The following is a 14184-nucleotide window of genomic DNA, read 5'->3' on the forward strand; positions in this document are numbered from 1 at the left end:
AAGATATTATAGCACAAGGGCTTAATGACTTTATTTATCACGATGAATTTCATAATTTATCTTTATTCGTGGTGCAGCTTAATCACTTGTGTGGCGATATTATTCAAAAATGTTTCATCGTGTTCAACTAGCAACATAGTCGGTTGCACTGATTGAATGACTTCCTCCAATTGTTCCCGATTAAAAACGTCCAAATAATTTAAAGGTTCATCCCAAATAAATAAGGTTGCCGGTGTCGCTAATGATTTGGCCAATTCGACACGTTTTCGCTGTCCCATACTCATATTTTCAATACGCGTATTGAATATGTGACGTTCCAAACCCAATTTATGTAAGTTGTTTAATAATATTTCGTAAGATAAGTGATGTTCAGCTGCAAATTCTGCCAAAGTCCCTGTATTATCTTCATAATTTTGACGCACATAACTAATACGTATATTCTCTGGCATTGTTATTTCACCAGCAATTTGACCAGCAAACATTCCCAATAAATAATGAATAATTGATGTTTTACCCGAGCCATTATTTCCTTGAATAGCCAGCCTTTCACCTTTTGCTAGTTGAAAAGAAATTGGTTCAAATAATGATTGTTCATAAGCTAATTGCAGATTTTTAACACTGATTAGTGTTTTATGGTAGCTCGGTTGATAATTCATGATTAACCGATCAATGGTTTCAATTTCTTTAAGCAATTGTTCCTTAGAAGCAATTTTACTTTCCATATGGCGCACTAATGTTTTGGAACGCTTCATGGTCCGTGCAGCACGCGCACCAATCGCGCCACGGTCAAAAATAGCACCACTGCCTTCAACGTGACGATTACCAAATTTTTCTTTTTCACGACCACGTGACCACTCTGCTTTTTCACTTGCTGTTTGCTTTAAACGGCCAATTTCTGTTTGTAATTTTTTATTCTGATCTAATTCGTATTGATCACGTCTAGACTTTTGTTCTTCATAGGTCGCAAAATTCCCCTGATAGCTTATTAATTGCTGCTTTTCAATTGCAATCACATGGTCCACGACTTCATTAACGAATGCACGATCATGACTAACTAAAATAAAACCTTGCTTCTTATTTTTTAAATATTGGGCAATCTGTTTCCTTGATTGCTGATCTAAATGATTAGTTGGTTCATCAATTAGTGGAAAATGCTCATGATCACTAAACAATAATCCCAATAAAACTTTTGTTTTTTCACCACCGGATAGGCTAGCGAATGGTCGCCATAAAACAGCAGCATCCGTTTGCATTAACCGCAGTTCTTTTTCAATCTGCCAAATTTCAACGTTCGCGACTTCATTTAATACATCATAAGTTAATTGACTAGCATCTTTAATTGATTGTGGAAAATAGTTAAAACTGACTTGATGTGTAATCGTGCCTTGATAGGGGTACATGCCACGTAATAAATTTAACAATGTTGTTTTACCACGACCATTTCGCCCAATTAATCCCAATTTCCAAGACACGTCAATTGTTAAATCAGCTTTTTCAAACAAAGATTGCGCCTGATTATCAAAACCAAATGTTAATTGTTTTAATTCAATAGTACTCAAATTGTCACCTCACTTTAAGAATTCAGGTGAGCAACAGTACGATTAAAGAGCACATAAAAAAGACTCTCCATCTAAACTAATACCACCTGAAATGCACACTACACCCCTAAAAGATATAGTCATCATTGCAATTTCAAAATCGTATTAATTCTTCAATGGACAGTCCTCAATTTTCTTTTAATTTAGCTTTAGATTACCATATATACACCGCAAAGTATATAAAAACAGACCGACTATCTAAATACCCTTATGATACAGTATAAATGAATAACCAATTGGCAAAATGACGATACTTAAAATAGGTATAATAAGCAACCAAGTTTGTTGCAAAAAACCATTAATCAGCATAAAAATACCAACGATTAAAAATAACCAAGCCGCAAAACGATGTGTTCGATTCCAGTTTTCTTTACTGTGCAATGTCCACGGAATTTTAATGCCTACTGTATAATTTTGCTTCACTTTGTGTAAATAGTTACCCAAGGCAATAAATAATATTCCCACCATAAAATTAACAATCATCACAATATTAAGCGAATATCCTAAAGCAATGCCATAAATACTAAACATCATGATGTTTTCAATTATTGGCGCAATCCATAATAAGCCTTTGAACAATCTTATATTAATATTATTTTTTGAAGGATCAAAATAAAGGCTAAAAAAACAAATATATTGTATAACAATCATCAATAAAGGTAGTCCAAATACTGTCTTGCTTTTGCTATGCCAACCATTTGCTTGACCACCAGCGCCAAAGTGTGTTGCAATGTTATCTGGTAATTGTGCCCAAATCATTAATCCAACAACCAAAGGGACTAACATGACAATCGTTGTGACGATCAATAACCGTCGTAATTCTTTTTTAGTCATTTTTACGCTCCTTTAATGACATTAACCACCCCATCATTTCTTCAACTAATGTGGTATTTAAATCATAATAAATGAAATTCTTCTCTTTTTCCTCAAAAATTAAGCCAGCTTCTTTTAATAAACGCAAATGATATGAAATTGTTGCCTTGGTCATATCAAAATGCTCTGCTATATTGCCTGCAGTCATTGCACCATTTCTTAATAACTGCAGAATTTCTCGTCTAACCGGATCAGATAGTGCTTTAAAACTTTTTTCAAACCCCATTAATGACCCATCCTCTCCACTATTTAGATAAACGTCTAATTAGATATTTATCTAAACAATACCATAAAAACAATTATCACGGTATTATAATATACTTAAATGTGATACCCATATAGTTTTTGTACTAGAAAAAAGTTATGATAGAATAAATAACAAAATAATTAAAAAAACATGAGATTTATGGAGATTAAAAATGACTTATTCATTAAATTGGAACTTAGATACCATTTATCCTGGTGGTATTCATTCACCTGAATTTGCAGACAAATTAAAATTATTAGCACAACAGATTGCCGACTTAAAAACAGCGGTTAATGACTATAATTTAGTTAATGACACAAATTTTAAAACATTTAGTCAGCTTACCGCTGATAATCAAACGATTTTTTCTGGCCTACGCACAGCCACGCTGTTCGTTAATGCTTTATCAGCAGCCGACTATACAAATTCAGAATATCGGCCATATCAAACAAAAGTTGCCCAATTATCAGTAGCTTACCAAACACCATTAAATGCGTTTTCTAAACTACTAACAACTTTTTCAGATGACGATTTTAATCAAGCATTAGCAACCCCTGCAATTGCACCAGTTGCCTTTCATTTAAAAGGATTGCGTCACCAAGCTGCTCGTCTACTAGACGATAAAACTGAACAATTATTGGCGACATTAAAATTGGACGGCTTAGATGCTTGGTCTGAACACTATGACACGATTAGTGCTGGTTTAACAATGACCTACACTGACGAAAACGGTGTCCAACAAACACTGTCAGCTGGACAAGCATTAAACCGGATTGATGACTATCCTGATAATACAATTCGCGCTGAAATTATGCGACAATATGAAAAAATGTGGGGTAATGCTGAAAATCTAGCTGCTGACACGTTAAATCATTTGGCAGGGGCTCGTTTAACCGAACAAGCTGCCCATGGTTATGATGACTTCTTAGCAGAACCACTAGAATTAAATCACTTATCACGACAAACACTTAACACAATGTGGCAAGTTGTCGATGACAATAAAGCAATGTTTAAGGATTATTTTAATCGTAAAGCACAATTACTTGATTTGGATAAAATTGGTTGGCAGGATCAATCGGCACCAATTACCAAGTTAGGTGATTACACCCCTACGACAACAACTTATGATGAAGCCGCTGCATTTATCATTAAAAATTTTGGTAAATATTCACCTAAGATGGCTGCTTTTGCACAACATGCTTTTGAAAACCAATGGATTGAGGCAGAAAATCGGCCTGGTAAAACACCTGGTGCTTGGATGGAAAGTGTGCCAGATATCCATGAATCACGTATTATTACAACGTTTACAGGTTCTGTTAATGATTCAGCAACAATCGCCCACGAAATTGGTCATGGCTTTCACACTTCAGTCTTAACTGACCTACCTGTATGGCGTGACGATTACGCAATGAACGTTGCTGAAACAGCTTCAACCTTTGCCGAAATGTTAATCGCTGATGCTAATGTTCAAGCAGCCAAATCTGATGCCGAAAAAGTTGTCTTACTTGATGCTAAAATGGCTAATCCGATTGCCATGTTTTTAAATATTCGTGCACGTTTCTTATTTGAAAATAGCTTTTATGCAGAGCGACAAGCTGGTTTCGTACCGGCAAAACGCCTAAATGAATTAATGTCAGCTGCTCAAGAACAGGCCTTTGGTGGTATTTTGGATGAATTACATCCCCACTTTTGGGCCTCAAAACTTCACTTCTACATTAACGATGTACCTTTCTATAACTTCCCTTATACTTTTGGTTACCTATTTAGCCAAGGCATTTATGCTTGGGCCCAAACCCAGGAAAACTTTGAGGAAGCGTATATCGCTTTGCTACGTGATACTGCCAACATGACGACTGAAGAATTGGCCCAAAAGCACTTGGGTGTTGATTTAACAAAGCCTGACTTCTGGCAAGCTGGCGCTGATTTAATTAAGCAAGATATTGATGAGTTCCTAAAACTTTCTGAACAGTTTGTCTAATAGCTACTTTTAGTGTCAGCAATCTCCCCATAAAAGGGGCAGGTTGCTGACACTTTTTGAATATAGATATTACGGCTGACAAAAAATTTAATTTTTCTTTAAGTTTACAAGTAGTACACTACTTTCTGTAGGGATGTTATTTTTAATATGATCATTTTTTATCTTTAGCTTGATAAATGTTGTACAACCATTGAGTTTTTTTAAATTCTGAAAGGAAGTGTTTTTTATTTCGTATAAAGAAAAGTCTGGTCCCAAAAAGAACAACTCGTTTCTTAATTACACCTCATATATTATCGCATTAGGCGGCTTTTTATTTGGTTATGACACCGGTGTGATTAATGGTGCCTTAACTTTTATTAGTCGCGCTGATCAATTAGGCGCTGCACCAAGTACCCAAGGACTAATTTCTAGTTCTTTAGTATTAGGCTGTATGTTTGGTGCTTTGGCAGTCACTAAACTGGCGGATAATCTCGGGCGTAAAAAGCTATTACAATTGGTAGCAGCTGTCTTTACAATTGCAACTGTTGCTTGTTCATTATCAATTAATGCCTGGATGCTAATTATTTCACGTTTTATTCTGGGCTTGTCAGTAGGTTGTGCTTCAAGTCTATCACCATTATATTTAGATGAAATTTCTCCTGACAGGCTTAAAACAAGAAACGTCAATAAGAACGCAATTGCCATTGTTATCGGTCAATTAACGGCTTTTACAGTCAATGCAATTCTCGGCTCGCTTTGGCCAAACTGGCATCCAATTTGGCGTGTCATGATGTTAGCCGCAGCTATTCCTGCAATCTTTTTGTGGATTGCTTCTGCTAACATTCCAAATAGTCCATTTTGGTACCTCCTAAAACGCCAACGAGATCGTGCACAAGGCGTGTTTAAAAAATTAGGCTTTCCAAAACTAGACATTCGAGAAAATATTAATGAAGCAAAACAAGCTATTGGGCAAGGAGAAAAAATTAATTGGCAATTAATTTTTTCTTCTAAAGCGTCAATATACCTGCTTGGTGCCGGTCTGACAATCGGTTTTATTCAACAAGCTTCCGGTATTAATACAGTCATGTACTATGGTTCAACTATCTTAGAAAAAGTTGGTCTTGGTTCTGGTGCATCACTGTACGGTAACGTCTTAATTGGTGTTGTATCAGCCATTGCCATTTTTGCGGGTAAACATGTCGTTGAACAGATTTCACCCTATCGATTATTAACAATTGGCTTAATGTCCAATGTTTTCAGTCTAGCTTTACTCAGCTGGGTCATGAAAACAACGCCCTTAGCATCCAGCATGAATAACATTTTAATTTTGATTATTTTAGCTTATTTCTTAGCTACCCAACAGGGACTTGTTAGTCCAGTTACTTGGATGTTACTTTCTGAAATGTTTCCACAGCAATTACGTACCACGTTCAATGCCATCAGTACTGCAATGATCTGGTTAACTAACTTTGGTATTAGCCTGGTCTTTCCACTACTTATTGCACAACAAGGAACTGCTGGGGTATTCTTAATCTTTACATTTGCTAATTTTGGCTGCATTATTTTGGCAGCCGTATTTGCAAATTCGCATCTTGTTAAACGAGCTACTGCAAAATTTGAGTAACTAATTTAGATAATGATTATTAGAATTTCATAAGTTTTCATGTATAATGAACGTAAAGGCTTATAGGGGGAATATATTATGAATCTATACCGTTCAACAAATCATCGTGTTTTTGCCGGTGTCTTAGGTGGCTTAGCTGAACGCTTTGATTGGAATGTTAATTTACTAAGAATTATTTGGGTATTACTAACACTAAGTCCTTTCCCGGGTTTGGTTATTTATTTAATTCTTTGGCTACTATTACCTGAAAAATAACAGATTAATAAAAAGGACTGATGAGCATTCATCAGTCCTTTTTCTATGTTAAATGCCGAATTCCATAAATAGTTGCTTATAAATGTTAATAAAGTTCAAAAACTGTGACTTTGGTACAAATTCATTATCTTGATGCGGCGTATTATTACCTGGACCATACATGACAAAATCAAATCCCACTGGTTGATTAATGATTAATTGACTTGCATCAGTTCCCCCGGGAACACCTTCAGCAATAATTTCACCAGGTGTATAATTTTGAATACCTACAGCTTTAGCTTCTGCACGCAATTTCTGTCGTTCATCATCAGACAGCTTATCACTAGAAACAAAGGGAGCCGCTATGCGTTGGATATCCTTTAACAGCTTAGAATCACTATTACCACTAATTGGTGTCACATCCATACCTACTGTTATTGTAATCTCACCCGTTCCCGAAGCATTGTAGGCGTTAACAATGTCTTGCAACTTTGTCCAGATTTTAGCATTATCAAATTCTGGAATGGTCCGGATATTAATTTCCGCTTCTGCAGCTGATGGAATTGCATTAACCTGATTACCACCCTTAATTGTATCAATATTAATAACCGTCTTACCCAATACATCATTGTTAAAGTCAGCCGTTATATCTTTAACTTCTGTCTTAATTTTTTGCAAAACAGCAATCAAATGTTCCACGGCATTATTACCAAGATATGGCATTGAACTATGAGCAGCTTTACCAGCTGATTTTACAGTAACATTCAGCTCACCTTTATTTGCATAAATAGCACGATAAATACCCGATGGCTCTGTAATCAACAAAGCATCAACATCATCCATATAACCTTGATCTTTAAAAGCCTTTGCACCAGGCATACCAACTTCTTCGCCCGCAGTCGCTAACAAACGAATCGTTCCTGGAATTTTTGCGCCACTCTCTTTTAATTCCAGCATGGCAATCACCATTGCTACCAAACCAGCTTTCATATCCGTTGCACCACGACCATAAAGATTACCGTCTTTTTCCGTTAGTGTAAATGGATCCGTATCCCAACGGTCAGCATCAACCTCAACGACATCCATATGCCCAGAAATCGCAAGCACCGGCTTACCATTACCGATTTCAGCAACTAAATTAGCACGTGTTTTTGAATTGCCTAAAGGCAAAATGTCATTTTTAATACCCGTTTCGTCAAATAATTGCTTTAAATAAACTGCAACATCTTTTTCATGATCATTCACAGATTGAATTGCAATAATGTCTTTCAAAATTGATAGTTTTTGTTCTTCTTGCATCACAAATTCCCCCATAAATATTTTGCATCTTCTTTAAATAAGGTATGACAAATTTAACACCTGATTGCATGCATGTACACAATATAAAAGTCTCAATCCATGTAAAAAAGTATTCAACTGTTTTTACCAGTATACTTAATTACTTTAAAACTAATTTAGAAGACACACTGGCCAAAGCTACCGTTAGCCCTAATGGTAATAAGGCTGAAGAATCTAAATGACACACTTCAAATAACATAAACAATGCCATTAATGGTGCTTGTTGTGAAGCGGCTAAGAAACCGACCGCTCCAATAACACCTGCTTGCGCAATTGTCGCCATTGATAACCCAGGCATAATGACCATATAAGCAAACCCGACGATACTACCTAATGCACCACCGATTGCAATCGATGGTGTCAATGTACCACCTGCCACGCCTACTTTAATGGTCAGCAAGGTCATAATTGTTTTTAATGCAGCCCCTACTAACAAGAACACGACAACATTTTGATCAAGATTCACAAAAGAAAATTCAGCCAAACCACGACCGTTCCCCATAATTTGCGGCATCTTCATTGCAATTATACCGGTTAATAAAGCAACTAATGGTAATTGCCATAAAATTTGTTGGGACTTGGCGCTATGCTTGCCTGCCCATTGAAAGCCACGTCGGAAAAGCCCGCCCAAGACACCCATCATTAACGCAACAACTACGACAAATGGTAACATTTTTATTGAAAAATCCTTATGCGCAATCAAATAGTACGGCACAAATCCCTTCGTAATCGAACCAACTAGCATCGCAATAACAGACATACTCAAACTAACTGATATTGTTCGAATGTCTACTCTTTTAAGTAAAATTTCAACAGCAAATAACATTCCCGTAATGGGCGCAATATAGATACCAGCAAATCCTGCTCCGGCAGCAGCAGCCAATAGCAAACGCTGATCATCAGCTGATAGTGTGGCTAATCCTATCCGACCGGCAAATTTTTGCCACGTTTGTGCCATCAGTGTTCCGGCTTCGCGCGGTGCTAATTCACGACCAATTGACCCACCAGTCGCTACATAGAAAATTTGCGTCATCACATGAATTATTGTCACACCAAATGGCATTTGTTCTCCTTGTAACGCTTTATTGATGCTAACGGTTGGTTTGCCATAACGTTGCAAAGCATACCAAATCAACGCCACAATAATACCACCTAGGGTTACTGAAAGTAAGCGATTAATCGGTGTTGCAGCAGTGGCAACGGGTATATGCGCATTTTCCTCAAACTGTAAGAATAACCGTTCAACAATATCTAATAATTGGCCTAATAATAACGAGCTAAAGCCAACAATGATTCCTAAGACAATCGTTGCAATAACTAACGCTATCGTTTGACGTTTTGTTTTAGCTAACATGTTTAAATAATATCCTATTCTACTTCATAAACTTGTTCATTAATTAAATCAAAAGTATGATGGTGCGTTGCTAGCACTGGTTTTAATTTGGCTTGCTGCCAAAATACTTTTGAATTTGTTGCACCTTGATACTCACCAATGACTAATAACTTTTTAGTTGGATAGTTTTCACGTATTACTTGTAATAAATCCCAGTCAGCTGTTGAAGTATCAGGGGCCCAACTCATCATGATGACGGCAACCTCTTGACCATATTTTTCTAATGCAGCTAATCCGGTCATATTTTCAACTATTGTTACAGGCTGATCCAGTGTAATATCTGGTTGTTCACGCCATAATTGATTATCCGTCGCGATTATGACTTGCTCTGGATTAAGCGCCCGTAAGCCAGCTGATAAATAACCATGCCCTGCCATTAATTCTAAAATAGGCTGATTACCAAGATATCGTGATAAATCTTGGACAAATGGCGTTGAAACATACCCATACATACTAAAATATTCTATCAAAGCATCTCTTAAATGACGAACTAAAAAATCAACTGCTTCTAAAGATTCACTTAATTTTCCCCACAAAGCATTTCCTTTGGCAGGTTGGTTAGGAAATTTATCAACAACATATCGTTGCACATCCATAATCATATTATCACTCACTTCAAGCATTGGTAATTCTGTGGGTAAAAAACCTTGGTTAATTGCATTAATTGTCTGACTAACTTGTGCAATTAATTGGCCGACTGATTGAATTGGCTGAAACATTGTTTGATACGACAACAGCTCACTAAGATAATCAATCTCAGTGAGCTGTCGACCAGTACCAAATCGAATTAATTCTGTTTGGTTCATATTCATTCCTTTTTTAAAATAAACTTTCTTGATGGTTACTACGTAAATCATCTTCAGCAGTATACGAAACTGGATTCAAATAAGAATTAACATATTGAAAAATATCAAAACGTTGTTGATCGGTTAATGGTTTACCATTAAAATCAATTTCTTTACCAGATAAAAACAGCAATGACAAATCTGTCTTTTCTGACATGGCACGTCCCACTAAAAAGTCCATCGAAACATTAAAAAAATCCGCCAATTTACGAACTTCAATATAGGATGGTGAACGGTCACCGCGTTCCCAGTTTCCGATTTGAGCAGCTGTATTTGGTTTTTGACCTGGCTCAAGATGTTTATTCATTTCTTCAGCAAGATTTTCCAATGTGATATTACGACCTTTTCGTAATTCACGTAAGCGATCAGGAAACATATACGCAGCTCCATTCATTAAATATAGTGTAACGGGCTTTCACCCTATTATGACTATTTTACCGAACTTTCGTAACTTTTTCCACAATTTTTTGTGGAAAAATACTTGTTTTATCCACATTATGCACAATTAATTCTGATAGGTCATCACGACGACATTCACCGTTACCTGCTTTAAAGCCATATTTTCTGCGATTATTTGTGTTTCAGGACGTGCTCCCCAATGTAGCGGTGTCATATGTAATAGGTCAACATATAAGTCACTTGGAATTTCCCACGTATATGTGATTTCGCGTTGTGTGGCTGTCGGATAATTTTCCATAAAGCGTTGCACAACTTTGTCATTTTGATACGTATGTTTTGGTGAATCAACTGGATATAATATCTCTCGTAATTCATGCAAATAACCTGATGCTGGCACGATTTTAACTAATGTGCCGCCAGGTGCTAAGACTCGTTTAAATTCTTCATATGCACTTGGTGAAAAAAATTCAACAACACTATCAAAACTAGCATCCGTAAATGGTAAATTTGCTAAATCAGCCACTGCAAAAAAGGCTTCTGAGTCTAATTGAGTTGCTAAATTAACCCCGGCTTTTGAAATATCAAATCCGATAGCTACGTCATGTTGTTGTCGTAAGTCTAATAAACGCTTGAGTGGTGTCCCTTCACCAGTACCAACGTCTAAAATTCGTTGTGGTTGCTGAGGTAATTCTTCATAAACCGCTTGTACAATCCCGTCAAACAACCCGGCTGTTAGTACTTTACGTCGTGATGCTAACATATTATCATCGTATTCTGTATTTACAGCTTTATTCAAAAAATACAACGATCCTTTTTTATTTAAATCTAGGCGATGACCATGCGGACATACCAAGGTATGCCCAACGATATGATCATAAGGTTCATTATCAACCAAGCAACGAAACATTTTTAGATTTTGGGTGACAAATTGGACACCTTTATCAATTTTTTTCATACTGTACCATCATTTTCTATTTGCAAACAAAAAATCAAAGTCCCTGACGAATCCGGTTAACTTTGATTCCTCATATTATTTTATTTATTCAAACCCATCAGTCGTCATCGAGGCAACAAAGATAGCCACAACATCATCAACTGTTAAATTAACGTAGCCGCCATTTTGATCCAACTGTCCAACTCGAACTGCATTTTGCGCCATTTTAACAAAATTTGTATCATCATTAATATGAACACCTGACAATGTCATTGGTATCCCCAATGACTTAATCCAATCATACGTTGCTTGGATTGCACGTTGTGCCACATCTAAATCATCTTCCCCCGTTAAATGCCAGACTTCACGACCATAACGGGCAAAACGGGCTTGTGTTTCTGTAGACAAGGCACGTTTCATCCAGCGTGGTGTTAAAATCCCCAAGCCAACACCATGTGTAATATCATAATAGGCTGATAATTCATGTTCAATTGGATGAACAGTCCAATCGTTAGCATTACCTAAGCTAGCGAAATCGTTTAATGCCATCGTGGCACCCCACATTAAATTAGCCCGCGCATCATAGTTATCTGGTTCTCGCACAGCAACTGGAGCCCATTTAATGACTGAGCGCATCATACCTTCAATAATACCACTTGTCACATCGTTAGCTGTTGCCCGATCAAAGTATTGTTCTGCCAAATGTGAAAATACATCAAATGAACCTGCAGCTGTTTGCCATTTTGACACAGAATATGTCAACTGTGGATCTAAAAATGAGACTGCGGGAGTTTGCGGACCAAATGAATCTAATTTCATATTTAATTGTGCATTAGATATCACTGAGCCATTATTCATTTCTGAACCCGTAGCCGCCAACGTCAAGATATCAACGACTGGTAATTGTGCTATTTGATAACGACGTTTTGTGCCGGCTACCCCGATTAAATCCCAAGGATCCCCCTCGTAAAATTTTGCTGAGGCAATGACCTTTGCAGCATCTAATACTGAACCACCACCAACTGATAAAATGACATCAACTGCATGCTCTTTCACCAACTTTTGGCCATCACGGATTGATGCCACCTTGGGATTTGGCGCAATCCCTGATAACTCAACAACATTTAAGTCTGATAGTGCGGCCAAAACACGATTATATAGGCCTGATTTCTTAATCGATCCACCACCATACGTTAATAATACATTGTGCCCAAATTGGGCAACGGCATCATGTAACTCTTTATCAATACGGTCTTTACCAAAACGAATCGCTGTCTTATTTTGAAAACTAAAATCCTCCATGCAACCTCCCATAATTTAGATTATTGCTGTTTATGCATTCTTAAGTTACTTTAACTCTCTTTATCTTAACAAAAACATCCTATCGATAACAAATGAATGTCATCAATAGGATGCCTATAAATCAATTAATATCTTATTTATTCAAAACCAGCCGTTGTCATAGAATCATGATATAAGGCCGTTACATCGTCAACTGTTAAATTAACGTAACCACCATTTTGGTTCAAGTTACCAATGCGGACTGCTTCTTGGGCCATTTCAACAAATTTTTCTTCGGAATTAATCGCAACACCAGGGAGTGTCATTGGGATATCAAGTGACTTAATCCAATCATACGTTGCTTGGATTGCACGTTGTGCCACGTCTAAGTCATCTTTGCCAGTTAAATGCCAAACTTCACGACCATAACGAGCAAAACGGGCTTGTGTCTCACCTGACAAGACACGTTTCATCCAACGAGGTGTTAAAATAGCTAACCCAACACCGTGTGTAATATCGTAGTAGGCTGACAACTCATGTTCAATGGGGTGAACCGTCCAGCCATTCTTATTTCCTGAACGAGCAATGCCATTTAGTGCCATCGTTGCTCCCCACATTAAGTTAGCACGAGCATCATAATTATCTGGTTCTGCTAACGCAACTGGGGCCCATTTAATGACTGAGCGCATCATACCTTCAATAATACCACTTGTCACGTCGTTAGCCGTTGCCCGATCAAAGTATTGTTCTGCTAAATGTGAAAATACATCAAATGACCCTGCAGCTGTTTGCCATTTTGAAACTGAATAGGTTAATTGTGGGTCTAAAAATGAAACCGCTGGTGTATTAGGACCATATGTGCCTAGCTTGATATTCAAATCTGAATTTGAAATCACTGAGCCAGCATTCATTTCTGAACCAGTTGCAGACAAAGTCAAAATATCAACAACAGGCAATTGATCGATATCTGATCGTGATTGTGCACCACGATCAGCAACTAAGTCCCAAGCATCACCATCATAAAATTTTGCTGAGGCAATGACCTTTGAAGCGTCTAATACTGAACCACCACCAACTGATAGAATGACATCAATATCATGTGCCTTCGCCAATTTTTGGCCATCACGAATAGAATCAATTTTTGGATTAGGTGCAATCCCAGACAATTCAAATACTTGTAGATCAGCTAATGCTTTTTGGACGCGATCATATAAACCAGATTTTTTGATGGAACCACCACCATACGTTAACAATACCTTTTGCCCAAATTGCGCAACAGCATCATGCAATTCTTCATCAATATGGTGTTTACCAAAACGAATCGCTGTCTTATTTTGAAAACTAAAATCTTCCATACAATCCTCCTACAATTTAGATTGTGACATTATGAATTTAACTACCCTTATCTTAACAAAAACATCCTATCGATAACAAATGAATGTCATCAACAGGATGTTTTAA

At 37.1% G+C, this 14184-nt stretch carries 13 protein-coding genes; 3 read left to right on the forward strand and 10 right to left on the reverse strand.

The annotated features are described in order from the left end of the window. Positions 1–62: 62 nt before the first annotated feature. The 3 genes from abc-f to G7Y65_RS01285 form a co-directional block, all read right to left on the reverse strand. Positions 63–1559, reverse strand: coding sequence for a ribosomal protection-like ABC-F family protein (gene abc-f / locus G7Y65_RS01275; RefSeq protein ID WP_042491913.1), 1497 nt, complete (start codon positions 1557–1559; stop codon positions 63–65). Positions 1560–1796: 237 nt separating this feature from the next. Further along, positions 1797–2432 (reverse strand): SdpI family protein, encoded by a 636-nt coding sequence (locus G7Y65_RS01280; protein WP_042491915.1) that lies wholly within the window; start codon positions 2430–2432, stop codon positions 1797–1799. Continuing rightward, entirely contained in the window at positions 2425–2697 is a 273-nt protein-coding gene (locus tag G7Y65_RS01285; RefSeq protein ID WP_042491917.1) for an autorepressor SdpR family transcription factor, read from the reverse strand. The genes G7Y65_RS01280 and G7Y65_RS01285 overlap by 8 nt, the downstream gene beginning before the upstream one ends. Positions 2698–2890: 193 nt before the next feature. Between G7Y65_RS01285 and G7Y65_RS01290 the strand changes: the two genes are divergently transcribed. The 3 genes from G7Y65_RS01290 (at position 2891) to G7Y65_RS01300 (ending at position 6554) form a co-directional block, all read left to right on the forward strand. Then, positions 2891–4696: a M3 family oligoendopeptidase gene (locus tag G7Y65_RS01290; protein ID WP_042491918.1), complete on the forward strand. Its 1806-nt coding sequence runs from the start codon at positions 2891–2893 to the stop codon at positions 4694–4696. Between the two features lie 217 nt (positions 4697–4913). Next, positions 4914–6299, forward strand: coding sequence for a sugar porter family MFS transporter (locus G7Y65_RS01295; protein WP_228179951.1), 1386 nt, complete (start codon positions 4914–4916; stop codon positions 6297–6299). Between the two features lie 78 nt (positions 6300–6377). Then, positions 6378–6554 (forward strand): PspC domain-containing protein, encoded by a 177-nt coding sequence (locus tag G7Y65_RS01300; RefSeq protein ID WP_042491919.1) that lies wholly within the window; start codon positions 6378–6380, stop codon positions 6552–6554. A gap of 48 nt (positions 6555–6602) precedes the next feature. On the opposite strand, the gene G7Y65_RS01305 is transcribed toward G7Y65_RS01300, so the two are convergent. The 7 genes from G7Y65_RS01305 to G7Y65_RS01335 all read right to left on the reverse strand — a co-directional run bounded on the left by G7Y65_RS01305 (position 6603) and on the right by G7Y65_RS01335 (position 14078). Further along, positions 6603–7832 (reverse strand): ArgE/DapE family deacylase, encoded by a 1230-nt coding sequence (locus G7Y65_RS01305; protein WP_165314489.1) that lies wholly within the window; start codon positions 7830–7832, stop codon positions 6603–6605. Positions 7833–7971: 139 nt separating this feature from the next. Beyond that, entirely contained in the window at positions 7972–9225 is a 1254-nt protein-coding gene (locus G7Y65_RS01310; RefSeq protein WP_042491923.1) for a chloride channel protein, read from the reverse strand. Between the two features lie 14 nt (positions 9226–9239). After that, positions 9240–10070: a hypothetical protein gene (locus G7Y65_RS01315; RefSeq protein WP_052348370.1), complete on the reverse strand. Its 831-nt coding sequence runs from the start codon at positions 10068–10070 to the stop codon at positions 9240–9242. A 13-nt stretch (positions 10071–10083) separates the two neighbouring features. After that, positions 10084–10485, reverse strand: a complete 402-nt coding sequence (locus G7Y65_RS01320; protein ID WP_042491925.1) for a helix-turn-helix domain-containing protein — start codon at positions 10483–10485, stop codon at positions 10084–10086. A 129-nt stretch (positions 10486–10614) separates the two neighbouring features. Beyond that, a complete protein-coding gene (locus G7Y65_RS01325) occupies positions 10615–11463 on the reverse strand; it encodes a methyltransferase domain-containing protein (RefSeq protein ID WP_042491927.1) in 849 nt (282 codons plus the stop codon). Positions 11464–11547: 84 nt separating this feature from the next. Continuing rightward, positions 11548–12744: an iron-containing alcohol dehydrogenase gene (locus tag G7Y65_RS01330; protein ID WP_042491928.1), complete on the reverse strand. Its 1197-nt coding sequence runs from the start codon at positions 12742–12744 to the stop codon at positions 11548–11550. A gap of 137 nt (positions 12745–12881) precedes the next feature. Beyond that, on the reverse strand, positions 12882–14078 hold the full coding sequence (locus G7Y65_RS01335) for an iron-containing alcohol dehydrogenase (protein ID WP_042491930.1): 1197 nt from the start codon (positions 14076–14078) through the stop codon (positions 12882–12884). Positions 14079–14184: the final 106 nt, after the last annotated feature.

Source organism: Weissella sagaensis (assembly GCF_010306265.1).
Taxonomy (GTDB): Bacteria; Bacillota; Bacilli; order Lactobacillales; family Lactobacillaceae; genus Weissella; species Weissella sagaensis.